The organism is Flavobacterium phragmitis, assembly GCF_900112575.1.
Classification (GTDB): Bacteria; Bacteroidota; Bacteroidia; order Flavobacteriales; family Flavobacteriaceae; genus Flavobacterium; species Flavobacterium phragmitis.
Genome location: NZ_FOMH01000018.1, coordinates 36,846 through 62,347, shown reverse-complemented (window position 1 = coordinate 62,347; position 25,502 = coordinate 36,846). Strand labels below are relative to the sequence as shown.

Genomic DNA, 25,502 nt, shown 5'->3' with positions numbered 1-25,502 from the left:
TTTATAAAGTAAATCTTACGATTAAATGAACTTATAGGTCTAATTTAATTTTCTGTTGATAAAAAGTTTTATAAAAAAAATTAAATTTGGTCTCCCTAAATAAGCTCATAAATTATGATTTTTCAAAAAAGACCTATCTATTTTTTATCGCTGTTTTTCTTCCTTTTACTTTCTCTACAAAGTAATTCTCAAGAACAGCAACCTGCTAAAAAACAAACTTCTGGAAGACTTTTCAATGACAGCACTGCCACAGACAGTGACTATTTAATGTCAATTGAAAAAGCAGAAGAAGTTCTGGAATCTGCTTACAATGATATTGATTTTAAAGGCGATACACATCATCTTTTTGGCGACATGAAACGCACTGAAAGCAAACTAAACCTTATTCTGGCAAGTTTAAAAGGTGCTAATCCAAATGTACGCAACCAGCAAATGTATCGTATCGTACTTCAGGAAATCCAGCAGGAATTAGAAGATCAGAACAAAGCCGTAAATGAACACAATCTAAATCTCGAAAACATAAAAAAACGGGTTATTGAACTTCGTAAAGACAAAACTTTAATAACCTTAATACGAGATACTATACGCCGTAAGCAATTCAAAAAAGAATTTGCTAATCTAAAAAAACACTATGTTGGCACAGATAGTTTAATGACTGCTAATCAGACTGTATTAAACACTAAAAAAAGACTGATTGTACAACGCCGAATTGCCGTTTCAAATGCCTTGGTCACCGTTGAAAGCAAACTTGAAAAATCAGGAATAAACATTTTCAACAAAGAATATCCTTCTTTATGGCAGATTAGTGATTCTGCTGCAAATAAAAAAGTAACACATAATATCAAAGCAAAGATTATTATTGAAGAAAATGTTGCGGCTTATTATCTTGGTTATAAAGCCGGCGCTTTAATTACGCTTTGTTTTTTCATGGGATTATTATTTTGGTATATCTCCAGAAATATAAAATACCTTAAAACAAACGGACATTTCGAAAATCTTTCGCAACTGAACTTTAAATATTTAAATCGTGGTGTTATTGTTCCAGTAATCGTAATTGCTCTAAATATTGTTGTGGTAACCAACTTATATGCTCCTGCCCTTTTTCTGGAATTTATGCAGCTTATTTTACTTGGAGCTTTAACAATACTTTTCAAAAATCAATGGTCAGGAGTTTCAATGCGTAACTGGTTAATGCTTTTAGGATTGTTCTTTGCGCTTTGCTTCCTTGATTTATTTATAACAATTGGTTTGTTGCAACGATTTGCTTTTGTTGCCATTAATGTTCTAGGGATTCGTTATGGATTGGTACAAATCAAAACATTAAAAGAAGAACTTTATATTAAAGCTTTCTTTAAATGGGCAAGCATTATTTTTATTGCTTTAAATGTTTTGTCTATTCTTTATAATGTATTTGGAAGAGTTTCGCTTTCTAATATGTTAAGTTTAACAGCATTTATTTCGCTTACGCAGATTGTTGCTTTGAGTGTTCTATTGAAGATTATTTTAGAAATTATCCTTTTGCAGATTTACACCACAAGAGTAAAAAGAGGTATCGTAAAAATGTTCGATTACGAAAATTTGTCTGATACTTTAAAAAAGCCGTTTATCATTGTAATCAGTTATATGTGGCTGATTGTAATCGCTTCCAACTTGAATATTTGGGAATCACTTCGTGCTGCTTTCCAAAAGCTATTAAGCCATCCTAACACCATTGGAAGCATTACGTTTACTTTAGGCAATATCGTTTTATTCTTCATTATCATTTGGGCAGCACATTTACTTCAAAACTATGTGGCGTATTTCTTTGGTGAAATTGACGAAGAAAATGAGGAAAACATCAACAAAAGACAGCATTCTAAATTGTTAATTACCCGTTTAGTCGTTTTAATAAGCGGTTATCTTTTAGCTGTTGCTGCATCTGGAATGCCTTTAGACAAGCTGAGTATTCTTCTAGGAGCTTTAGGTGTCGGTGTCGGACTTGGACTTCAGAATATTGTAAGCAACTTTGTATCGGGCATTATTTTGATTTTTGACAAACCAATTCAGATTGGCGATGTCGTGGAAATTAGTTCAGAATCGGGCCGAGTAAAATCGATGGGACTTAGAACAACCAAAATCAATGCTCCAAACGGCGCAGAAATCATTATCCCAAACGGTAATTTATTATCTCAGAACATTACCAACTGGACGTATACCGATAATTATAAATTAGTTGAAGTTACTTTTGAGATTGTAGGCGAAACGGTTCCGGAAGAAATTAATTCCGTAGTAAATGAAACGTTGGCCAATCTCCCAATGGTAAACAGTTCAAAACCATCGCAGATTTATTACAGCGCTATTTCTGATGGAAAATATAAACTCTTAATCAAATTCTGGTGCAGTATTTATAGAACCGAAGAAACAATAAGTTTAGCCAGACAAGAACTTTACGTGAGTTTTAAAAATAAAGGTTTGAATTTCTCTAGTTAAGAACAGTAAATAAATCCTAATCTATAAAAGAAAACTACAGCTGTTTTGAGTTGTATTTTTCTTTTTTTTATTTCCTACGAATTATAAAACCGTTTTAAAAACAACCAGTTGGGTGAAATTGTTTTTTTCAATTCTATTAAATCAGCTTAGATATAAATCAGCGTGAAAAACTTATAACCAAAAAGATTTCACGTAGATTTTAAAAGGATTTTAGCAGATCAAATTGGATTTTAATTCTTGAATGAAGCTATTTTATTTTATTTCACCCAACGGGTTAAAAACATATAGTTTTTATTGCCTATAAAAATTCAGAACAAAGAATAACTGATTCAGAACAAATCATCTCGGAAATTATAATCTATTTTATAAATTTGGATAGAAACGTAAAAAATACCATTAAACAATTTTAATCTATTCTTTTTAATCTTTCCTGTAGTGAGATTTCGTATTAGCCTTTTTCTAATTCTGACCTCCTTAATTTGTTTTGGACAGTCCTCTTTTGAGCACTTGAAAAAAGATCTTGAGCAGAAAATAATACACTGTAATTTTAAGGAAGCTTTAGAGATCATCAATGCAAATGGTGACATGTATCAAGGTTCCGCAAAAGTTGAACTGGATATTATGAAAATGAAAATACTCACTGAGCTGGGACTTTATGACGAATCTTTTAAACTTTCTCAAAATCTAGTTAGTAATTCTCAAACCACTCCTGAACAACAGCATAAAATTCATGTTGAAAGAGCATTAGTTTTTGAAATTAATGACGATTACTCTTCCTGCTTAAAGGAATTAAATAAAGCGGAACAGCTGATTTCCAAATATCCTCATCTTAAGTATAAAAACTACACCAATTTTCTTATTCGCAAATCTTCGTATTATCGTGTCACCGGTTCTTCAAAAATTGCATATAATTTGGCACTGCAGGCAGAAAAATATGCTAAAACGGTAAATGACACTTTAAATATGCCTGTGGTGCAATTAATAATAGCACTTGGCAATCGAAAAATAGATTCAGAAAAGGAATTACAGCATTACAAGCGGGCACTTTATTTGTACAAAAGACAGCATCATTACGAGGCCGTTATTTCTATGTACACTAATTTGAGTTATTACTACTTTGATAAAAAAGAGTATCAGCCCGCTACGGTCTATATAGATTCTGCGTTGGCTATTGTATCAAAATCAAACGTTCTGAGTTATACCGCAGATGTCTATAAAACCAAAAGTATGATACTGGAACAGGAGAAAAAATCAGATTCTGCTCTTTATTATTTTAAAAAAGCTTCGGAATACTACAAAAAATTCTACAGCGAACAGCGAGATCTTAAAATCAAAGAGCTTGAAACGCAATACAATTTTGAAAAAGAAAAAACGGAGAAACAGTCTCTTAAAAAAGACATTAAAAACTCCCGAATCTTCAATACCACACTAATTATTTCAGTTCTTGTTCTAGCTTTGTTTATTCGACAACTGATGATGAACAAAAGAAAAATTGAAAAACAAAGGAGAAAAATATTCGAAAACAATTTGGCTCTCAAAACAAGTCTCGAAGAAAAACAATTTCTGGTTCAGGAATTAAATCATCGTGTTAAAAATAATCTAGCCGTGATTTTAAGTCTTATTGATTTTCAAAAAGAACAGGAAAAAAATGAAGATTACAAATACAGATTTGATGATCTTTACCAACGAATCAAAACTATCATGATTGCTCATGAACTTTATACTTACAGTGTTAATTATAATGACAATGCACTGGTAGAAACTCGAAATTATCTTGAAAAAATATTTGAAACCCATCAAAACAGCACTATCAGAGCATTCACCTATATAAATGACACTGAAAAAATTTATTTCAATGTTGACAAAATACTTTCTCTTGGACTGCTTTTAAACGAGCTGGTGACCAATTCCATAAAACATGCAAATCCTGTCGGAAAACTCATTTTAAATCTGGAACTCAGAAAGACCAATGAAAATCAAATAATTGTACATTATTTCGATAACGGTACTGTTTTCAATTTTGAAAAGAATAATGATTCTTTAGGACTTATTATTATTGAAGGAATGGTAAAACAATTAAAAGGAAATTATACTAGAGAAGACGCCCACTATAAAATCGTGTTTCCAAATGACTGAACATAAAAGCAGAATATTAATAGTAGAAGATGAGGTTTTAATTGCGTTATCATTAAAAAGAATGCTGGAATCCATTTTTACAGCTGAGACCGTTCATAGTTATGAAGAGGCAAAAATGCTCTTGTCTCATAAACTTTTTGATCTTGTTTTAATTGATATTTCTCTTTCTGGAGATAAAACGGGACTAGACTTGGCTTTTTTTATCAATACCAATATTTCGATACCTTTTATATTCACAACAGCCCTTACCGATCCTAGTACTTTAGAAAAAGTGACCAATCTTAGACCGTCTGCTTATCTTTCTAAACCTGTAGAAAAAGTAAACCTTATAACTGCCATTCATCTGGCTCTGGCCAATGAAGATGCGACTTTTAAAATTGAGTTAGGAAAACAGATTTATTACTTTCAGTCTAAAGATTTTCTGTTTGCCGAAGCAGATCATGTCTATATTGAAATACATCTTAAATCAGGTAAAAATCAGATTTTAAGAACTACAATGACTTATCTCGAGGAAGTCTTCCCTTCTAAATATTTCAAAAGAATCAATCGCAGCACCGCTGTAAACCCTTATCATGTATCGAAAATAATCAACGATAAATTGCATATCGAAGATAAAATATTTAAAATCTCTAAAAATTTCTGATTCTATTTCAGAACAAAAAAAACAGGTTTCAGAACATTTTTTCAGCGTTCAGGCAGTAAAGTTTTAGTTTTAAACTCTGAATACAGCCAAAAACGTCTGCCCTTTTTCTTTTTTTCATATTCAGCAGGCTTCTTTGGGAGCTTTTGCAACATTTACAGAAGCTGTTTTTATTACCATTAATCTTCTAATAAAAAGACTTGCTATGAAAAAACTCTACTTACTTATCAAATTGTGTTATTTTATTTTTTTTTTATTTTTTATCTCAAACAATATAATAGCACAGACTTCAACAGAAACTTTTGAAACAGAATCTCATAATTCAACCAGTTTTACAGACAATGGAGTCATTTTTAACATTATTTCTCATACCTCTACATTCGCAATACAGGGAAATTATCCAGGAACAGGCTGGAGCGGAACAGCAAATGACAACAGATATATTGATAACTCATATTCTATAAATTCAAATTCCTCTTTTAGCATCAAGACAACTTCAAACCTGTTTAAAGTAAACCGATTTTGGATATTTTTATCAGAAGCAAACCTCAATCAAAATATTACAGGCACCCTTACAGTTACAGGAAAATTAAACGGTCTAACCAAATTTTCAGCAACTAAAACCAACGGTTTTGCTACTTCGCTAGGTAGTACTAATGGTAATACCCTTATTGACTTGACCAATTTAAATGGTCAAAATTTTTCTAATATAATTATAGATGAACTCCAAATTACAGCTGGAGGAGGCTATACTTACGTTGCATTAGATGCTTTTACTTGGGTAAAAGACATTGGCCTTACACTTAATTGCCCAAGTTTTATCTCTCAGCCCTCTTCATCAACAATTTGTGCGGGTTCCAGTAATGCTTTTTTGGCTGAAGCATCGAATGCTACAGGATACCAATGGCAGGTAAATACTGGAACAGGTTTTTCAAATGTCACTAATACCGCACCTTATACTGGTGCTACATCATCAACACTTACTATAACTGGCGCAACAGTCGCAATGAACGGATATCAATATCAACTAATTGCATCAGGATCCTGTGGGACATCTACTGTTTCAAATACGGCTACTTTAAATGTTAATTCTACACCAACAATAACAGTACATCCTGTTAGCAATACCCCTATTTGTGTAGGAAGTAATGTTTCTTTTTCTGTCTCAGCCAGTAATGCCACACAATATCAATGGCAGGTAGATCAGGGAAATAATATTTTTACAAATATTTCAAACAATACACTATATTCTGGTGTTAATACTGCCACTCTAAACATTATAGGAGTGCCAGGCACGATGAATGGATTCAAGTATCGCGTCGTAGTAAAAGGAGCATGTTCTCCAGATGCAACGTCAAATAGCGCTGTATTAAATGTTAATCATATTAATATAGCTCTAGGCAAAGTCGATATAGCTTGTTTTGGTACTTCAACAGGTCAAGCAACTGCGGCTCCTAGTGGAGGAACTGGCACCTATACCTATTTGTGGTCTAACGGTGCAGATACAGCTACTGCAACAGGATTGATAGCAGGAACTTATACTGTAACTGTGACGGATGAAAACTCGTGCTCAAATACAGCCACTGTAACGATAGGACAACCTTCTAGTGCTCTTACACTAACACAAGGTACTATATCAAACACTTCTTGTTATGGCGGAGGTAACGGAACAGCAACTGTGGTTGCTAATGGTGGTACGGCAGGTTACACTTACTCATGGAATACGAATCCTGTCCAAACAACTGCTACTGCAACAGGACTTTCGGCGGGTACTTATACTGTAACTGTAAAAGATGCCAACCAATGTACAAAAACACTAGATTTCACTATAAATCAGCCTGCTGCACTTACAATAACTTCAAGTCAAACTAATGTTTCTTGTAATGGAGGATCAAATGGTACAGTGAGTGTAAATGTTCGTGGCGGAACAGGCACATATACTTACCAATGGGCTCATACAGGAGGAAATACTGCAACAGCATCTAATCTAGTACATGGAACTTACACTGTAACTGTTACTGATGCAAACAATTGTCAGGCAACACAAAGTTTTACTATTACAGAACCCTCAATACTTGAAGCAGGAATCACAAAAACAGACGTTTTATGTAATGGAGGTTCAACTGGTACAGCTACAGTTACCCCAACTGGCGGTAGTGGCAATTACACTTATATGTGGAGTCCATCAGGAGGCACTGCTGCTACGGCTTCAGGATTAGAAGTAGGGAATTATAGTTGTCAAATTATAGATGCAAATGGTTGTTTCATTACTAAAATCATTACCATTAAACAGCCTACAGTACTAACTGCCACAACATCTCAAGTAGATGCCACTTGTTCTTCTGGTGGAGAAGCAACTGTAATACCGTCTGGAGGTACACCATCATATAGCTATTTATGGACGCCATCTGGACAAACTACAGCCACAGCTATTGGATTGTCAGCAGGTAATTACAGCTGTAAAATCACAGATGCAAATGGATGTGCTTTAATAAAAAACTTTACTATAAATACAACCAATACTTTAGTAGCCAGTACAAATCAAACTAATCTAAAATGTAATGGTTCAAACACAGGTTCTGCTTCTGTTGTTCCATCAGGAGCACCTGGGCCATTCAGTTATGTTTGGTCTCCGTATGTAAGCAGCACTGACACTGCTAGTAATCTTGTTGCAGGCAACTATTCTGTAAAAATCACCGCTAGTAATGGTTGTTCTATTATCAAAAACTTTACAATAACGGAGCCACCAGTCCTTACCATAACACCTGGTCCGCAAACAAATGTTACCTGTAATGGAGGAAGCAACGGATCTTTGAGCGCTACAGTAGCTGGAGGAACTGGTACATATAGTTATTCATGGGCTCCTTCTGGTGGAAACGGTACAACTGCAACTGGTCTTTCTGCTGGAACTTATACTTTAACAGTTACAGATGCTAACCTTTGTAAAAAGACACAAACTTTTACCCTAACACAACCTGATACGCTTACCGCAACAACTTCTAAAACTGATGTTGCATGCAATGGAGGTTCTAATGGAACTGCAACGGTAAATGTCACTGGCGGAACTGGCACATATACCTATCAATGGTTTCCTACAGGAGGAACAAACGCAACTGCTAATGGACTTGCCGCAGGAAATTATACCGTAACAATTAAAGATGCTAATCTATGCGAGACAACAGCATTTGTTACTATAACAGAGCCTGATCAGCTTACTGCGGCGATATCCAAAACAGATGTTTTATGTAATGGTGCTAATAATGGTACAGCTACAGTAACTGCTTCTGGGGGAACTGGAACTTACACCTACTCTTGGTCACCTTCTGGAGGAACTGAAGCAACAGCAACAGGATTAAGTCCCAACATATACACGGTTACCGTTACAGATTCAAACGGATGTTTTACAACCAAAACCGTTCAAATCACAGAACCTCCAGTACTTTCAATAACAGGTTCACAAACCAATGTTTCTTGTAATTCAGGAAATAACGGTTCTGCTTCTGTAACTGTATCTGGCGGAACTGGAACTTATACTTATTCTTGGGCTCCTTCTGGCGGAACTGCGGCAACAGCCAATGGTCTTTCTGCGGGAATTTATACCGTAACCGCAACTGATGCAAATTCATGTTCAATTTCTAAAACAATTACAATTACAGAACCGAATGTTTTAGCTGCAAATATTACCGCTGAAGATGTTTCCTGTCATAACGGAAATAATGGTTCCGCTACAATAACAGCAACGGGAGGAACTGTGCCATACACATATTTGTGGCCACATAACGGAGCAACTGCATCATCAGTTACTGGTCTTGCGGCTGGAATTTATGAAGTCATTTTGACGGACAGCAATTCTTGTTCTTTATCTGCATCTATTGAAATAAAACAGCCAGAAAACCCAGTCAATCTTAATACAGCAAGTGTTTCAGAAATAACAGTTTCTGGAGTTAAACTATCAGGCACAGTTTCTTCTGACGGAATAAATACGGATAAAGGAGAATGTTTAACAGAAGTTGGTTTTGTTTATGCTTTACATACCAATCCAACTGTAGCAGATACTAAAATAAATGTAACTGCATCATTAGGAGATTTTACAGGCAGTTTATCTAACCTTAGAGGAAATAGAACTTATTATGTTAGGACTTATGCTGTAAACAATAATGGTTTTATTAACTATGGAAATGAAGTTAGTTTTACCACAGAAAAATATACGCTGAATATAACTGCATCTTCAGGGCATACAAAAATTTACGGCACTTCTGATCCGGTATTCAATTATACGGCAACAGGATTTGCTAACGGAGATACCAATGCCATAATTACGGGACAGCTTTCCAGAGAAACTGGAGAAAACGTTGGAAAATACAATATCACGCAAGGAAACATTAGTGCCGGTGCAGATTATACAATTGTTTTTACTGCCGCTGAATTTGAAATCACAAAAGCCAATCAGACTATTACCTGGAATCAGACTTTAGAATTTGGCTGTGATGATTCGACTGTTATTAATCTAAACGCAGCAACTGACAGCGGATTAACTGTTTCATATACCATAACGAACAGTGAAATCGGTACAATAAATGAATCAACTTTAACCATTTTGAATTCTGGAAGCACAACGATTACAGCTGTTCAAAACGGAGATCAAAATCATAATCCTGCACTCGCTGTAATAAAACCTATCGAAGTAAGCCAGTCTGGACTTATCACACAGCAGTGGGCAGATGTTCTTTTATTTGATAATAAGTCTAATAGTTTTACAAGCTACCAATGGTACAAAAATGGAAATGCAGTTTCTGGTGCTACACGACAGTATTACAGCGAAAACCAGCCATTAAATGGTTCTTATTACGTTGTTGCTAAAAATACAGAGGGCAGTTCAATTAAATCCTGCCCGATTGAAGCCACAGGAACATCTTTTTCAAAAAGCTTGAAAATACATCCTAATCCAATAAGACCTACAAATGAGTTTACTTTAGAGTGTGACTTCAGCGAATCTCAGCTGAATGGAGCCGAGATTACCATTTTTGATATTACTGGAAAATTAGTGCAGACCATCACTAATGTAAAACCTCAAAACCAGATTACTGCTCCTTCTCAGGTAGCAATTTATGTTGTCGTTCTTTCACTGAGTAATGGTCAGAAAAAAACAATCAACTTATTGGTTAAGTAAAAATGAGACTTAATTTAAAATGAAAAAGATGAAAATTAAAATCACCATAGCATTACTCATTTTGTTTAATGTCACGATAAAATCCCAGGAACTTAATGTTAAAATAAACGGAGGACCTTCGGGAATTTTATACGACAGCACTATCGGAAACGGTACGCTCAAATTTGGAGGAGGAATTGGTATTGGATATACCTATTTCTTCAGCAACCATTGGGGAGTTTCTACAGGAATTGATGTAATGTACAATCAGAACAGTTTTAAACTGAATGAGGGAAACACAATCAATTCATACGAAGTTGACGATCAGACTTCTGCATTTGAATACCGCGTGACGCCTTCAAAATACAAGGAAGACCAGCATTTTATTTCCGCTGCGATTCCACTTCTTGTGCAGTATAGAACTGCTTTTGCTTCCAACACGCAATGGTATCTTGGATTTGGAGGAAAAATGCTGTTTTCGGGGAAACAGACTGTAAAAGCTTCGGCTGATCAATTACAACTGAGCGGTTATTATCCTGATTTAAATTTATTAATTGATGATCTGCCATCTCATGGTTTTGGACAGGTAAACAGTTGGAAAGACGAAACAAAAACAAGTTTAGATCCATCATTTTTATTAAGCTTAGAAACAGGTCTTACTTTTAAAATCAAAGAAAAAACACAGCTTTATACAGGCCTTTATGTGGATTATGGTTTAACCAATTTAGCCAAAGAAACTCCAGATCTTAATATTGTGGCTTATGATCCAAATGGAATTGATAATACTCAGGCAAACGGCACAATCGGAAATAAAAGAATTGTTCAGGATACCCGATATCTATCAGCAGGAGTTCAGCTTAAATTAGGTTTTTCTTTAGCTAAAAACAAACCGCAGCCTGCCCAGCAGAAAACAGAAACTGTAACTCAGAAAGAAGAAGTGCCAGTTCAAGAACCGCCTGTTCAGCAGAAAATAGTGGAAACAGCTCCCGTTAAAAAAGAACTGACCACAGAAGAACGAAATTATATTGAGAAAAAACCTTTGGCTTTTCAAGAAGTTGGAAGCACCAGCGTAACTCCAGAATTGGCAGCAAGATTAGATGAAATTGCCCAAATTTTAAAATCAAATCAAGATACAGATTTAAATATTACAGGATATACCTGCGACATCGGAACCAAAGCACGCAATCTGGAAATAGGAATGCAGAGAGCGCAGGCCGTAGCCTATTATTTAAAGAATAAAGGAATAGCATCCAGCCGTATGCATCTTTTTTCAAAAGGAGAAAGCGAACCATTAGTTCCGAATATGCCGGCCGAAAACAAACCGCTCAACAGAAGAGTTTCCCTAATCTTAGTTGACGGAAAATAACCCTAACACTTCCAAATGTGAAAAGAGTTGTCTCAAAAGGACAGCTCTTTTATTTTGTGTACTATTTATCAAAAAAAATTCTCCGAAGTCTGTACAATTCATATTCCTTAAACTACTATCATAGAATTTCTTCAAATAGCTGATTAAAATTCATTTGGAAAAAACCTCCCCACCGCGTAATATAACAAAATAAACTTTTAACAGTATGATTTGAATCATGTTTTGAAAGAAATGATGATAATACATTTACCCTATTAAAATTATATGCTTAAACGCACTTCCAAACCAACCTTTTATTAGGATTATAAAAATGGATAAGAACTTTCTAATACAAGAAATAACCCGATTGAAACAGGAAAAAAATGCTGTTATTCTGGCTCATTATTATCAGGATGAGAACATACAGGAAATAGCAGATTTTATTGGGGACAGTCTTGAATTGGCTAAAAAAGCACAAAATACAAATGAAGATATCATTGTATTTGCGGGAGTTCATTTTATGGCAGAAACGGCCAAAATTTTGAATCCAGATAAAAAAGTATTGTTGCCAGATTGGGAAGCTGGATGTTCTTTAGCAGATGGCTGTGATCCGAAAGATTTCAGCGAATTCAAAAAACAATATCCTGATCACGTAGTGGTTACTTATATTAATTGCTCTGCCGAAATAAAAGCCATGAGCGATTTGGTCTGTACTTCGGCGAATGCCAAAAAAATAATAGAATCGATACCCGACGAAAATAAAATCATTTTTGCTCCAGATGAAAATTTAGGTAATTATCTTCAAAAGGAAACCAAACGTGAACTTGTCTTATGGAAAGGCTCGTGCGTGGTACACGAGGCCTTTTCATTGGACAAACTAATCGAATTATACAATAAAAATCCGACTGCAAAAATTGCGGCGCATCCAGAGTCTGAAAGTCATATTCTAAAAGCAGCGCATTTCATCGGCTCAACCTCGGGTATTATTAATTTCATTAAAACGGATCCTGCCGCCGTTTACATTGTGGCTACAGAAGCCGGTATCCTGCATGAGCTTTCAAAAGCTGTACCGAACAAAACGCTGATTCCGGCTCCTTCCACAGAAGACAACAGCTGTGCCTGCAGTGAATGTGCTTTCATGAAAATGAATACGTTGGAAAAACTGTATTTGTGTCTTAAAAATGAAAGTCCAGAAATGCTGGTAACAGAAGAACTGAGAATTGAAGCCTTAAAACCAATTGAAAAAATGCTTCAATTATCTTAAAAAAAATTGTAACAACTTTAAATCAAAATAACATGCTTAAAACAGATATATTAATCATCGGTTCAGGTATTTCGGGATTATTTTTCGCCATGAAAACGGCTCAAAAACGCCCAGATTTATCCATTGTTATAATGACTAAAGAAGCAGCCAGAAATACTAATACACAACTTGCACAAGGTGGAATTGCGGTGGTGACAGACCTCATAAAAGACAGTTTTAACAAACATATACATGATACGCTTCGTTCTGGAGGCGGGCTTTGCGATAGAGACATCGTTAATATGGTCATTACGCAAGCTCCAGAAAGACTTAAAGAATTAATCGAAATTGGAACTTCATTTGACAAAGATGAAAAAGGCCGATGGAATTTAGGTCTGGAAGGCGGGCATTCACAACATAGAATATTACATCATAAAGACAGTTCCGGATTGGAAATTGAGCGTAAACTGCTCAAAATAATCAAGAAAATGCCAAACATAGAAATTTGGGAGAATCATATGGTAATTGACTTGAATACCGAAACCAAGAAAAATAAAACAACTTGCACCGGAGCTTTCTTTTATGATAAAAAACACAATAGAATAAAATACATCAGAACCAGAACCACTGTTTTAAGTACAGGAGGATGCGGTCAGCTTTTTGAAAACACAACCAATCCTAAAATTGCTACTGGCGACGGACTTGCAATGGCAGCGCGTGCAGGAGCAGAAATTGCGGATATGCAGTATATACAGTTTCATCCAACAGCTTTATATGCCAGTAAAGAGAATCCATTGTTTTTAATCTCTGAAGCCGTAAGAGGTTTTGGTGCACATATTGTAAACGAAGACGGAAAAAGATTCTTATTTAAATATGATATTCGAGGTGAACTGGCGACACGAGATATGGTATCAAATGCTATCAGCAAAGAACTTCGATTGACCGGAAAAGATCATGTTTACTTGGATTGCAGACATTTAAACAAAGTTGAATTCTACACTAATTTTCCAATCATTGCCGCACATTGCAACGAGTTTGGAATACAACCTGAAAAAGATTTAATCCCAGTTGTTCCTGCCGCGCATTATCAGTGTGGCGGTATCAAAGTAGATCAAAATGGAGCAACTGCCATTCCGAATCTTTATGCTATTGGTGAATGCGCTAGGACGGGACTTCATGGTAAAAACCGCTTGGCTTCCAATTCACTTTTAGAGGCCTTAGTATTTGCGCATCAAGCTTCAGAGAATGTAGATAGAACAATTGCTGGATTTCTATTTTCAAACAGAATCTTAATTCCAAAGTTTCCAAAAGCACATCAGGTTGATGATTATCTGGCTTTCGAAATACTAAAAAAAGAATTACAAAAACTCGTTACAGCTTTTTATACCAGTGAAGAACGAGATGCCGATTTGGCTTTTGAAAAAATAAAAGAGCTTCATAATTATGCTGTTTCGCTAACGCAAACACACGAAATAACCATTCCGTTTATAGAATTTTCAAATATGATTGCAGTGTCTTTAATCATTGTCAAACAATGCAAGGCATCAAACAAAGAAATGTGCTGAAACCAATAAATCCCCCACTAATATGAAACTAACAAATAAAACCACGATTGGCGAAATTGTAGCAGATGATTTTAGAACAGCGGCAATTTTCACAAAATACCACATCGATTTTTGCTGTAAAGGGTATCGAACCATTGAGGAAGTATGCAAAAAAAGAGACATTGAGCAAAGTGAACTTATCGAACATATTGAAAAAGCCAGAAACAGTTCTGCCAACCAGTCCTTTGATTATAAATCGTGGCCTGCAGATATGATTGCGGATTATATTACCAAAACGCATCACAAATATATTGAGGAAAAAGCGCCGATTATTATCCAATATCTAACCAAACTGTGTGGCATTCACGGTGCGATTCATCCAGAACTGCATGAAATACATACTATTTTCTCCAAATCCACTTTGGATTTGACTGCTCATATGAAAAGAGAAGAATTGGTGGTTTTTCCTTTTATTAAAAAAATGAAATCGGCTCAAAGTAAAGGGACTCCGTTTGATCTACCGCCTTTTTTTAGTATCGAAAATCCAATTGTTTCATTAAGAGAAGATCATATAACCGAAGGACAGCGTTTTAAAAGAATTGCAGCTTTAACCAATAATTATACACCGCCGGTTGAATCCTGTGCAACCTACAAAGCTGCCTTTGCCATGTTGCAAGAATTTGACAAAGATTTAAAAAAACACATTCACATGGAGAATAATATTTTATTCCCTAAAGCAATCGAACTTGAAAAAACTTTTGAAAAAGTGTCATAAATTAAGAATAAACTATGGAAAAATATGTCATCAAACGCAATGGAGATTATAAACCTTTCGAGGCTTATAAAATTCATGACGCAATTCAAAAAGCTTTTCAAAGTGTCAATAAAACTTTTGATAAAAAAATCTATAAAATTGTCCTTTCAGGTCTTGAGGTAAAGTATTCCTGGCCTGTAGAAGAAATTCAGGACATGATCGAAAGGGTGCTTTTTGAAAATGGCTATTTCCAAACCATGCGTTCGTTTATCATCTATAGACACACCAGAAAACTGCAGCGTGAACATGTTAATGGGTTAAATGATGACACTACATATATCGACAGTACACAGACTGTAGAAGAGTACATTAACCAGTCAGATTGGCGAATTAATGCCAATGCGAATATTTCGTATTCAAACGCGGGACTTGTCAGTAATACCGCGGGAAAAGTAATCGCCAATTACTGGCTGGATAAAATATATAATAAAGAAGAAGGATCTGCTCATAGGAATGGCGACATACATATCCATGATTTGGATTGTCTTACCGGATACTGCGCTGGGTGGAGCCTGCGCGTGCTCTTGAACGAAGGATTTAACGGCGTGCGCGGCCGTGTCGAGAGCAGACCTCCTTCTCATTTTAGAGAAGCATTGGGACAAATGGCCAACTTCTTAGGAATTTTGCAAAGCGAATGGGCGGGCGCTCAGGCTTTCAGTTCTTTTGATACTTACCTAGCTCCTTATGTTTTTAAAGATCAGCTTACCTATGATGAGGTTTTAAAAGCCGTTAGAAGTTTTGTTTATAATCTGAATGTTCCAGCACGCTGGGGGCAATCGCCCTTTACGAATATTACGCTGGACTGGAATGTACCTGAAGATCTAAAAGAACAAATTCCGACGAAAAATGACCTGCATTTGTTTTTAAATGTTACGGATGAAAATCTGATTCAAGAAGCTCAAAAAAGAGGCGTTTCCAAATTGGAAAATCTAAAATATGCTGATTTTCAAACGGAAATGAATCTCATCAATAAGGCATATTACACCATTATGACTGAAGGTGATGCCAACGGACAGCCGTTTACCTTCCCTATTCCAACAGTTAATATCACAGAAGATTTTGACTGGAATGGCGAAAATGTTGATTTGTTATTTGAAAACACGGCTAAAATTGGTTCGTCTTATTTTCAGAATTTTATTGGAAGCCAATATCTTTTGGATGATAACGGAAACCGAATTGAAAACCCCGACGCTTATAAACCCAACGCTGTAAGAAGTATGTGCTGTCGATTACAACTCGACTTAAGGGAATTATTAAAACGTGGCAACGGACTTTTTGGAAGTGCAGAAATGACAGGAAGCATCGGCGTTGTAACTATTAACATGGCGCGTTTGGGTTATTTGCATAAAGGAAATATTATCAATTTATTTTCACATTTGGATGAGTTGCTGACTATTGCAAAATCGACTTTAGAGAAAAAAAGGAAGTTTATTCAAGAAATGTATGATCGTGGTTTATATCCATATACGCAGCGTTACTTAAAGCATTTTAGAAACCACTTTTCAACAATTGGTGTAAACGGAATGAACGAAATGGTCATTAATTTCACGGAAGGAAAACAGAATATCACCGACAATTCTGGAATTCATTTTGCCACCGAGATTCTTGATTATATAAGATTGCGAATGAAACAATTTCAGGAAGAAACGGGAAATCTTTATAATCTGGAAGCAACACCAGCCGAAGGCACAACCTATCGTTTTGCAAAAGAAGATAAAAAACGTTTTCCGGAGATTTTGCAAGCGGGACACGACAAGAACATTTATTATACTAATAGTTCTCAAATTCCGGTAGATTATACCGAAGATCCTTTTGAAGCCTTATTACTTCAGGATGAATTACAATGCAAATATACTGGTGGTACAGTTTTGCATCTTTATATGAGAGAAAAAATAAGCAGTCCAGAAGCCTGTAAAAACTTTGTCAAAAAGGTTTTAACCAACTTTAAACTGCCTTATATAACCGTAACTCCCGTTTTCAGTATTTGCCCTGTTCACGGGTATTTGAACGGAGAACATGAATACTGTCCAAAATGCGATGAAGAATTACTTCATGCCAACAACCAAAAACACTTAGCTTATGAAAACAAAAACGCATAAAATATTAGCCGAGAACAACAGCAAAAGAAGCAAATGTCTCGTTTACACAAGAGTAATGGGTTATCACAGACCCGTAGAAAGTTTTAACATAGGAAAAAAAGGTGAACACCAACAGCGTACACATTTCGAAGAAGCAATTATCTACTAAAGTAATCTATAGCCTTACAACTTTTACTTTATTAGATTATCCGCATAAAACAGCCTGCATAGTGTGGTTTGCGGGCTGTAACATGCGGTGTCTATACTGCTACAATCCGGATATTGTTTTGGGAAAAGGAAAAATGGATTTTGACTCCATCCTTTCTTTCCTTAAAACCCGAAAAGGATTATTGGATGGCGTGGTATTGAGCGGCGGAGAGTGTACGCTTTCTAAAAATATAATTTCTTTTATCAAAGAAATCAAAACAATGGGATTTGCTGTTAAAATAGATACAAACGGCTCTAATCCAAAAATACTGAACAGCCTGATTCATAATCAATTAATTGATTATGTCGCGTTAGATTATAAAAGTCTTCCTCATACCTTTAAAAAAATAACGCAATCAGGCTTATTTTCTCCATTTGAAGAAAGTCTGAAACTTTTAATTCAGTCCAATATTCCGTTTGAAATTCGGACTACTTTTCATTCTTCCTTAATTACGGAAACCGATTTTGTTCAAATGATTGAATACCTCGAAGCAGAAAATTTTGAAGGCAATTATTATGTGCAGCATTTTATGAATAATGTGCCAACGCTTTCAAAATTAAATGATTCCCATAAAGAAATAAGATTAAAGAATTATTCTACCTCAAAAATAAAAGTTGTTTTTAGGGAATGATTTCTACCGCAAAATTTAATAGTCAACTATGACTTTACATCATTTTATATTAACAATTCATCTTTTGGCTGCAACAGTTTGGGTTGGCGGTCATTTACTTTTAAGTATCAGTTATCTTCCGAAAGCTTTAAAGAAAAAAGACCCCAAAATTATTCTAAATTTTGAAAAGAAATTTGAAATACTTGGAATGTCTTCTTTAGCTTTATTGATTGTAACAGGAATCTGGATGGCATACGATTTTGGCGTTACTATCGAAACCTGGTTTGATTTTTCAGGTGGTTTTGAAACTGTGATTTCAACCAAATTGGTATTGCTTTTCTGTACTTTTGTTTGCGCCATTTGTGCGCAATTGTATTTTATTCCTAATCTTGACAAATACAATATCAGGATAATGGCGTTTATTATTTTAACGGTTACTTTAATTGGAGTGGCAATGCTGGTTTTGGGATCAACGTTACGTTATGGCGGGATTTGATTTCTTCAACAACTTTTAAAAATATACTTTTTGTGTTCACAAATGAGACGTTTGCATTAACGAATGAATAATTAAACACATAAAATTAATAAAGACTTGTAGGTAAAGGATTAAATATTCTGTAAATTTGATTAATGTCGATTTGTAAAAAGCATTTTGGATGTTATTTACAAAACATTAATCGATCTGTAATTTTATAAATACCACAAAGAATGAAAAAGTATTTTTTTGCATCATTTTGGACCGTTTATATGCTCTTTTTTGCAATCCCATTTCCAATGCTGCTGTACTATAATATCAATAATGAATTTGATATAAATGCCTTAAACGATAAAAATCCCTGGATGGCGCTAGGTATATTAGCATTCTCAATTATACTTTGGACAATACTATTATTTGGATATTTTAAAAGATGGATAGCACAAATTTTTATTACTAAGAAAAATTTAGAAGCAATAAAAGAGAACGGAGTCCGCAGGGAAGCAAAAATTATAAACGCCAGAATCATTTCAAAACAAAATGCTGAATTCAATACATACGAACTTGATTTGTTGTTTAAAAACCTTTCTGATACCGAAATCACCCATAAAACAATCATTACAGACAGCAAGCCTTATGAACGTCGTTTTGAAACAGGGAAAAAACTAAATTTATTACTCAATAAAAATACTAAACAACTGCCCTATTTTATTATATCAACCACTCAAGCGAAACTCAATATTCCGAATTTGATTTTAAGGATATTGGGCTGGTTAATTGCTGTAATTTTAGTGATGGGTTATTATTTTTATTCTTATAAAACAGAAAGTCAGGGTATGGGATGGCGTTTTATGAGTTTTGGACATCCTCTCATAATCTGTCCAATGGTACTTTTATTTTATCGTTTTATTTTGAGATTCATCATTAGTAAATTTACAGGTCTGAATCCCGATTCTGTTTTAATTAAATTTAAAGGAATAAAAACTCCAGCAAGATTAATTAAAGTCAGCCAGACCGGAACTTATATTAATGAACAGCCTATGATGCGTTTTGAACTGGAATATACAGACAACCAGCATCGTATTCATAAAAATACTCTAAAGAAAGTCATCGGATTACTTGACCTTGATACTACCAAACAAAAAGAAATTGATATTTTTTATTTACCCGAAAATCCCATACAAATTGCCTTTGCAAGCGATTTAGAAAATATAGTCTAATCATATGAAAAAATTAATAACCTTTTTTTGCAGTTTACTATTTCTAAGCTGTAATCAAATCTCTAAAAGTATCGACGAAACATTTGAGTCTAATGATACGACAATAAACAAAACAGATGACAAGTCTGTTGATATTGAAAAAACACAAACAAATACACAACAAAAAGAGCTTAGTAAAAATTCTGAACATCATTTTTTATCGGATGTTGACGGACTAAAAAAAGCAGAAGAAGAACTTAAAAGACTGCCTCAATACAACGGAAAGGAGATTTTTATTTATTCTCTTTTATATTTTTATGATAACGGAAGAATAAATATTAAACTTCAGCATCCGGAAAATCCCAAATATATTGATTCTTATGAGTATGAAAATAATGAATGGTCAGAACCGAAACCAATTCAACTTTCGATCAGAGATAATATTCAGGATCAATTAATATCCCTTAATAAGATTAACTTTGCGAATGTTGCCAAAGTAAGTGCTGTTTTAAACAAAAAATCAGAGAATATAGAAGGCGCTAAACCTCCTGAAAGTGTTTATATTTCTATCCGAAAAAATCAAATATACTGGTATCCAACTACTATTAATGGCAGTCGTGAAAGATATTCTATACAATTTAATGATGATGGAACATTAAAAAGTTTTGAACAGGATTAATCAAAAAAACTTTTTATTTCATAAAACACTGTTTCATTTAAAAAAGACAAACTATTAGCTATTAGGAGATAATATCTGACAAAAAAACTATTGTATAAGATGTTTTTTTATCTTTGAAATTCAGACTTTTTAGTTTGGATAGCTTTATCTTTGAACCTTTAGAAAAATAATAGTCAATATGGAACAGAAAATTCATCAGGGAAGAAACGTAAAACGTTTCAGAGAAATGTTAGGCATCAAACAAGAAGCATTGGCTTATGATCTTGGCGAAGACTGGACCCAAAAGAAAATTTCTATATTGGAACAAAAAGATATAATTGAAGAAAATCTTCTGAAACAAATTTCGAATTCATTAAAAATTCCTGTTGAAGCTTTTCAGAACTTTGATGAAGAACAGGCAGTAAATGTAATTGCAAATACATTTAATAATAACGATAGTGCAATAGGTTTTGTAATTAATAATTATAATCCACTTGAAAAAATTATCCAGTTGCACGAAGAAAAAATTGCCTTATACGAGCGTATGCTGAAAGAGAAAGATGAAATGATGACGAGACTTGAAAAATTAATCAATAAATAATTTATTTTGTTGGTGTGAACGAGGAACAGTATGTTCCGATCCTACGGATCTTTTCTCAATGGAATTATATACGTATAACCGGATTAAAATCCGGCCCTACAATATTGACCGAGCCTATGGCTCTTTTTTTCATTATTTCAAATAATTATATAACCGCTAGTTGAAAATTGCGTTAGGAATGAAAAATATTGTAACAACGGATTTTAATCCGTTGAAAGAAATGCGATATCTAAAAAAGTTCCGTAGGAACGGCACATTTATAAAGCAGATAATCTCGCCAACAGAACAAGTAAACTAACTGTTATATTGAAGATACGTTATACATTATCTTTAATAATCTTATAAATCATTATTAGAATTAGTATACCTATACCAATTACAGCCTTCATCACAAAACTTTTTTGAATTCCATACGAATCATTCGATTCTTTCCTATCTTTTTTAGCTATTAAAAGGCAAATAATTAAGAATATTACCAAAGCTCCTAATCCAATAAAATCTTTCATATCAATTTTCTTTAAACATTGCTGTTTTAGTTTCCTATGTTGGCACGAGCGTATCGATTGGGCTTAACCTTCCGTTTACGAGCTATAGACTAAAGCCGTCAGAGAGAATTTATTTTTCTGATTTCTGTTCTATTAAATCTCGAAAATAAATATTATAATCAAATATTTGTTTTAGTTTATTGTTTCTGTATAAATTAATATAGGTCTGTCCTTTAGTTTTGACTATTGAATCTCCAATTTCTACTTCATTCCAAAAACTATTTTCTAAAGAAATACTTGAATTTTGGGTGATTTTTAGCATTGGAGTACAATGTTGTGATGAATCAATATACTTTTCAATCACAATACCTGAATATGATTCTTCTTTCCTATTTTCAAGTGCATTTTTATAAAAAGCCTTACTTCGTGAAAGATAGTTAGCCCAAATAAGCATCACAATCAATAATCCTATAAAAATCGCCAACTTAAAAATATTCCTTTTATTTTTTAACATCCTTTTTTAAAATTTCACTCAGATTTGATAAGAAGATTAAACTCTGACTACATTGTTAATTGCAATACTCTAAAAGAAGTTGTTTTCCTGCTGCTTGACCAAGCACTGAAATTTCCAACCATACTTTACATGCATTTTCCTTATCTCCAGATTCAAAATAAACAGCTCCTTTATTATATAATGCATCTATATTTTTAGGATTGATTCTATAAGATTCTGAAAAATACTCGATAGCATTTAAATATTTTTTTTCTTCATAGGCTCTTAATCCCTTATTGAAGTAATCCATAGAATTTCTGGCATCATCCATTTTAACTCCATAAATTCTTTCAAATTCAGTTAAATCTTCTGTAAAAAATATTACTGCAATTCCCCAATAATGTTTTGTAATTTCACTTTTTAGTACAAAGGGAATCTCAATTGATTCATACTCTTTAAAATCTTTTAGATTCCATCTCTCAAAAGAATTATCAATAACTTTTTTTACTATTCCTATTCTTGATGAATCATTTTGTGTTGAAAAAGTAATACTGGTATTTACTTTTTTCTTCTGAGGATAAATTTTTAAACTTCCAATCAACTGAAAATTAGAATAATTATTTTTAAATGCTTTATTCAAATCAAGCTCAATTGTGCCATTTGTTTTTGGTGAGAAAAATTTTGAAGCAGTTATGTTCTTTTCATTTTTATTGTCTTCTTTAAATTTTGCAATAATCACTTCCTGTCTAACAAAATAGGATCTTTCAAGTTTATCATCTTCTAATCCATCAATTTTCTCGCATAATACCAAAGAATCATTAGAGATTTTTTCAATAACAAATCCTAAATATTGAGAGGTTTTCATAAAGTTCTTCATCAATGTAAAATCCAAGCAAGTCTCATTTGTTCTATGAGTAGGATTTGAATTCATACACAGCTTATTTTGATTAATCCTATATTCTGTATAACCAGAATCTTCTGTAAATCGATCAAAAAGGTCACTGCCATCTTTCATTTCACCTTTATATTTTATCCAATACCCTTGTATCTGTGAAAGTTTGACTTGTCCGTAATTTGCGTTAAAAAAAAGGAAGCTAATTACAATAAGAAGTTTTTTCATTTAATTTTATAAAAATTAATTTAAATATATAGCATTAAAGAATAATACTCAAAAATCAAAATTTAAGGAATAAACATACGAATTAATTATTCAATTCTATCAAATAAAAAAAACATTTCTCGCTCTCGCTCTCGTATAATTTTAGTTTCCCAACAACGACAAATCCTCCCAAACATCAACATAGTTACCATTTTCTGCAATTAAAAATCTGCTTCCGGGTGCTAATCCTAAATAAGGTAAAAGCAATGGGCAAATTTCCTCTAAGTGAGACGCATGCAAAGGCTTAAAAAAATCATCTGCTTCAGAATAATCACCAGCATAGATATACCATCCATTTGTACCATTTTCAACGCGAAGTCTTGATCCGTAAATTGGCATTTCGTACTTATTCTCAATTATATTTAATGAAATTCCAATCTTCAGATTTAAATCACACGGTTCAAAATTCAAACCGTATTTATCGCAGATTTCTCTTTGGATTTCAATTAATTCATTATTTTCTTTCATCTAACTTATTTATTAATTCAACCACTCACCAACCAACTTCCTGTACGTCTCACCAATCGGCAAAGCATTTCCGCTTTTCATGACAATCTGATTTCCATCAATAACTTTAATTTTATCTTTTGGAATAATATACGAACGATGAATCCGAATAAACTGACTCGGGAGTTTTTCCAAAATATCTTTCATGTTTTCCAACGCCATGATTTTTTCGTCGTTGGTATGAATCCGGATATAATCCCTTAAACCTTCAATATATAAAATATCGTTTAAAGCTATTTTATAGTGTTTTCGGTCTGCTTTTACGAAGAGATAATCATTGTCCGGTTTTTCAATAACCTGAAAAGTTTCCTGCCAGCGAATGAACTTTTCTACACTTTGATAAAATCGGTTAAACGTAATTGGTTTTAATAAATAATCAATCACATGAAACTGAAATGCTTCGAGAGCATATTGCGGATAAGCCGACGTGATAATAAAATTGTATTTCTGATTGAATAGCTGCATCAACTCAATTCCCGTTAATTGTGGCATCTGAATGTCAATAAAAATCAAATCAACCGATTCTGTATTGAGAACTTCAATCGCTTTAAAAACATCGCTGTCTGCATACAAAACATTCAATCTTGGAACTTTAGAAGCATAATCGGCAATTAGTTTTACAGCAAAAGGTTCGTCGTCCAGAATAATGCAGTTTATTTTTTTATTCATTTTAAATCTATTTCGAGTTCGGCTGTAAAATGGTTTTCTTCTTTTGTAATTTTCAATTGATGTTTTTCAGGATAATGAATCTCTAGGCGCTTTTGTAAATTGTCCAAACCTATACCGCCCAAACTATCTTTTTTTTGTGTTCCAATTGTGTTTTTTACTTTGAAAGTCAATTTTCGTGCTAAAACTTTCAGGTCAATTTCGATTGGTTCATTATTCGAAACCGCTCCGTGTTTTAAAGCATTTTCTACCAAAGGCGATAAAATATAAGGCGGAATTTCCTCCAACTCGTTTTCCAATTCCAGCTTCAAATCGACAACAACATTTTCCTGATGCCTTAATTCTTCGAGTTCAATATACGCTTTTATATAATCAACTTCGTCCGAAAGTCTGATCTTTTCTTTCTGTGATTCATAAGTCGTAAAACGCATAATCTGACTCAGTTTATCAATTGCAGTCAATGATTTATCTGACTGAAAATAAACCATTGAGTAAATATTATTTAAAGTATTAAATACAAAGTGCGGATTAATCTGTGCTTTCAAAAATTTGATTTCGGTATTTTTATTTTCCTCCAAAATAAGCTGATTGTATTCCAAAAGACGAATCGAATAAATCACAAACCAGAGAAACGAACTCAGGATAATTGTCATACTGCTGTATTGCATATTATCGAGCATATAATTCAAAAAATTAATATCGGTATAATTTACTTTATCAAATAAAAATTTAGTTACAACCTGCTCCAAAAGAAATCGGAGAAAAGTAAAAACCAGATAAGAAACAAAAACACCAGCAAAAAGTCTTTTCCAGTTAAAAGCTATAAAAACTTTTTTCATTACAATCAGATAATGGAAATAAAATGTCAGAACAAAGACAATAAAATAAGTCCAAAGAAATAAATCGGGTGTAAAAAAATGTGCGCCAATTGGATTTTTCACGAAAGTGAAATAAAAAATCAGAACCCAATAAATAAGATGAATGAAGCATTCGAACTTTTTGGTAATAGTGCCTTTATACATT

The 25,502-nt window shown here is 33.8% G+C and carries 21 protein-coding genes; 15 read left to right on the top strand and 6 right to left on the bottom strand.

Annotated elements, in window-relative coordinates; genetic code table 11:
* The first annotated feature begins 114 nt into the window (after positions 1-114).
* The 15 genes from BM289_RS23895 (at position 115) to BM289_RS23830 (ending at position 21,169) form a co-directional block, all read left to right on the top strand.
* On the top strand, positions 115-2,469 hold the full coding sequence (locus tag BM289_RS23895; protein ID WP_091498677.1) for a mechanosensitive ion channel family protein: 2,355 nt from the start codon (positions 115-117) through the stop codon (positions 2,467-2,469).
* Positions 2,470-2,976: 507 nt separating this feature from the next.
* Positions 2,977-4,605 carry a sensor histidine kinase gene (locus tag BM289_RS23890; RefSeq protein WP_091498675.1) on the top strand — a complete coding sequence of 543 codons (1,629 nt, stop codon included), beginning with the start codon at positions 2,977-2,979 and terminating at the stop codon, positions 4,603-4,605.
* Positions 4,598-5,248, top strand: coding sequence for a response regulator transcription factor (locus BM289_RS23885; RefSeq protein ID WP_091498673.1), 651 nt, complete (start codon positions 4,598-4,600; stop codon positions 5,246-5,248). The genes BM289_RS23890 and BM289_RS23885 overlap by 8 nt, the downstream gene beginning before the upstream one ends.
* Positions 5,249-5,450: 202 nt before the next feature.
* A complete protein-coding gene (locus BM289_RS23880) occupies positions 5,451-10,415 on the top strand; it encodes an MBG domain-containing protein (RefSeq protein WP_143102125.1) in 4,965 nt (1,654 codons plus the stop codon).
* 28 nt (positions 10,416-10,443) lie between these two features.
* Positions 10,444-11,760, top strand: coding sequence for an OmpA family protein (locus BM289_RS23875; protein ID WP_167365496.1), 1,317 nt, complete (start codon positions 10,444-10,446; stop codon positions 11,758-11,760).
* 310 nt (positions 11,761-12,070) lie between these two features.
* Positions 12,071-13,003 (top strand): quinolinate synthase NadA, encoded by a 933-nt coding sequence (gene nadA / locus BM289_RS23870; protein WP_091498665.1) that lies wholly within the window; start codon positions 12,071-12,073, stop codon positions 13,001-13,003.
* A gap of 32 nt (positions 13,004-13,035) precedes the next feature.
* Positions 13,036-14,547: an L-aspartate oxidase gene (gene nadB, locus BM289_RS23865; RefSeq protein WP_091498663.1), complete on the top strand. Its 1,512-nt coding sequence runs from the start codon at positions 13,036-13,038 to the stop codon at positions 14,545-14,547.
* 22 nt (positions 14,548-14,569) lie between these two features.
* Entirely contained in the window at positions 14,570-15,301 is a 732-nt protein-coding gene (gene ric, locus BM289_RS23860) for an iron-sulfur cluster repair di-iron protein (protein ID WP_091498796.1), read from the top strand.
* Between the two features lie 14 nt (positions 15,302-15,315).
* Positions 15,316-17,439: a ribonucleoside triphosphate reductase gene (locus tag BM289_RS23855; RefSeq protein ID WP_091498660.1), complete on the top strand. Its 2,124-nt coding sequence runs from the start codon at positions 15,316-15,318 to the stop codon at positions 17,437-17,439.
* The gene (gene nrdD, locus BM289_RS25755) at positions 17,420-17,587 is read left to right on the top strand and encodes an anaerobic ribonucleoside-triphosphate reductase (protein WP_143102124.1); all 168 of its coding nucleotides are present in this window, start codon (positions 17,420-17,422) and stop codon (positions 17,585-17,587) included. The genes BM289_RS23855 and nrdD overlap by 20 nt, the downstream gene beginning before the upstream one ends.
* Entirely contained in the window at positions 17,541-18,257 is a 717-nt protein-coding gene (locus BM289_RS23850; RefSeq protein WP_167365495.1) for an anaerobic ribonucleoside-triphosphate reductase activating protein, read from the top strand. Before nrdD ends, BM289_RS23850 begins: the two co-directional genes overlap by 47 nt.
* A gap of 28 nt (positions 18,258-18,285) precedes the next feature.
* The gene (locus BM289_RS23845; protein WP_091498657.1) at positions 18,286-18,732 is read left to right on the top strand and encodes a copper resistance protein CopD; all 447 of its coding nucleotides are present in this window, start codon (positions 18,286-18,288) and stop codon (positions 18,730-18,732) included.
* A gap of 212 nt (positions 18,733-18,944) precedes the next feature.
* Complete coding sequence (locus BM289_RS23840) at positions 18,945-19,931, top strand: hypothetical protein (RefSeq protein WP_091498655.1); 987 nt, start codon at positions 18,945-18,947, stop codon at positions 19,929-19,931.
* A 4-nt stretch (positions 19,932-19,935) separates the two neighbouring features.
* Entirely contained in the window at positions 19,936-20,589 is a 654-nt protein-coding gene (locus BM289_RS23835; protein ID WP_091498652.1) for a hypothetical protein, read from the top strand.
* A 178-nt stretch (positions 20,590-20,767) separates the two neighbouring features.
* Complete coding sequence (locus BM289_RS23830) at positions 20,768-21,169, top strand: helix-turn-helix domain-containing protein (protein ID WP_091498648.1); 402 nt, start codon at positions 20,768-20,770, stop codon at positions 21,167-21,169.
* A gap of 317 nt (positions 21,170-21,486) precedes the next feature.
* On the opposite strand, the gene BM289_RS23825 is transcribed toward BM289_RS23830, so the two are convergent.
* From BM289_RS23825 to BM289_RS23800, 6 genes are all read right to left on the bottom strand, one after another.
* Positions 21,487-21,675: a hypothetical protein gene (locus tag BM289_RS23825; RefSeq protein ID WP_091498645.1), complete on the bottom strand. Its 189-nt coding sequence runs from the start codon at positions 21,673-21,675 to the stop codon at positions 21,487-21,489.
* A 109-nt stretch (positions 21,676-21,784) separates the two neighbouring features.
* Positions 21,785-22,168, bottom strand: a complete 384-nt coding sequence (locus tag BM289_RS23820; RefSeq protein WP_091498642.1) for a hypothetical protein — start codon at positions 22,166-22,168, stop codon at positions 21,785-21,787.
* A 55-nt stretch (positions 22,169-22,223) separates the two neighbouring features.
* Positions 22,224-23,267, bottom strand: coding sequence for a tetratricopeptide repeat protein (locus tag BM289_RS23815; protein WP_091498639.1), 1,044 nt, complete (start codon positions 23,265-23,267; stop codon positions 22,224-22,226).
* A gap of 141 nt (positions 23,268-23,408) precedes the next feature.
* The gene (locus BM289_RS23810) at positions 23,409-23,774 is read right to left on the bottom strand and encodes an immunity protein Imm33 domain-containing protein (protein ID WP_208610283.1); all 366 of its coding nucleotides are present in this window, start codon (positions 23,772-23,774) and stop codon (positions 23,409-23,411) included.
* A 12-nt stretch (positions 23,775-23,786) separates the two neighbouring features.
* Entirely contained in the window at positions 23,787-24,482 is a 696-nt protein-coding gene (locus BM289_RS23805) for a LytR/AlgR family response regulator transcription factor (RefSeq protein WP_091498636.1), read from the bottom strand.
* Complete coding sequence (locus BM289_RS23800; protein ID WP_244165447.1) at positions 24,479-25,501, bottom strand: sensor histidine kinase; 1,023 nt, start codon at positions 25,499-25,501, stop codon at positions 24,479-24,481. Before BM289_RS23800 ends, BM289_RS23805 begins: the two co-directional genes overlap by 4 nt.
* Position 25,502 lies beyond the last annotated feature (1 nt).

Excerpts from the sequence above, each read along its gene's own strand:
- nadB (WP_091498663.1), top strand. The coding sequence starts at position 13,036 with ATGCTTAAAACAGATATATTAATCATCGGTTCAGGTATTTCGGGATTA.
- BM289_RS23885 (WP_091498673.1), top strand. The coding sequence starts at position 4,598 with ATGACTGAACATAAAAGCAGAATATTAATAGTAGAAGATGAGGTTTTA.
- BM289_RS23840 (WP_091498655.1), top strand. The coding sequence starts at position 18,945 with ATGAAAAAGTATTTTTTTGCATCATTTTGGACCGTTTATATGCTCTTT.
- BM289_RS23825 (WP_091498645.1), bottom strand. The coding sequence starts at position 21,675 with ATGAAAGATTTTATTGGATTAGGAGCTTTGGTAATATTCTTAATTATT.
- nadA (WP_091498665.1), top strand. The coding sequence starts at position 12,071 with ATGGATAAGAACTTTCTAATACAAGAAATAACCCGATTGAAACAGGAA.
- ric (WP_091498796.1), top strand. The coding sequence starts at position 14,570 with ATGAAACTAACAAATAAAACCACGATTGGCGAAATTGTAGCAGATGAT.
- BM289_RS23880 (WP_143102125.1), top strand. The coding sequence starts at position 5,451 with ATGAAAAAACTCTACTTACTTATCAAATTGTGTTATTTTATTTTTTTT.
- BM289_RS23800 (WP_244165447.1), bottom strand. The coding sequence starts at position 25,501 with ATGTATAAAGGCACTATTACCAAAAAGTTCGAATGCTTCATTCATCTT.
- BM289_RS23845 (WP_091498657.1), top strand. The coding sequence starts at position 18,286 with ATGACTTTACATCATTTTATATTAACAATTCATCTTTTGGCTGCAACA.
- BM289_RS23835 (WP_091498652.1), top strand. The coding sequence starts at position 19,936 with ATGAAAAAATTAATAACCTTTTTTTGCAGTTTACTATTTCTAAGCTGT.
- BM289_RS23805 (WP_091498636.1), bottom strand. The coding sequence starts at position 24,482 with ATGAATAAAAAAATAAACTGCATTATTCTGGACGACGAACCTTTTGCT.
- BM289_RS23815 (WP_091498639.1), bottom strand. The coding sequence starts at position 23,267 with ATGAAAAAACTTCTTATTGTAATTAGCTTCCTTTTTTTTAACGCAAAT.
- BM289_RS23830 (WP_091498648.1), top strand. The coding sequence starts at position 20,768 with ATGGAACAGAAAATTCATCAGGGAAGAAACGTAAAACGTTTCAGAGAA.
- nrdD (WP_143102124.1), top strand. The coding sequence starts at position 17,420 with ATGAAAACAAAAACGCATAAAATATTAGCCGAGAACAACAGCAAAAGA.
- BM289_RS23810 (WP_208610283.1), bottom strand. The coding sequence starts at position 23,774 with ATGAAAGAAAATAATGAATTAATTGAAATCCAAAGAGAAATCTGCGAT.
- BM289_RS23895 (WP_091498677.1), top strand. The coding sequence starts at position 115 with ATGATTTTTCAAAAAAGACCTATCTATTTTTTATCGCTGTTTTTCTTC.
- BM289_RS23875 (WP_167365496.1), top strand. The coding sequence starts at position 10,444 with ATGAAAATTAAAATCACCATAGCATTACTCATTTTGTTTAATGTCACG.
- BM289_RS23855 (WP_091498660.1), top strand. The coding sequence starts at position 15,316 with ATGGAAAAATATGTCATCAAACGCAATGGAGATTATAAACCTTTCGAG.
- BM289_RS23820 (WP_091498642.1), bottom strand. The coding sequence starts at position 22,168 with ATGTTAAAAAATAAAAGGAATATTTTTAAGTTGGCGATTTTTATAGGA.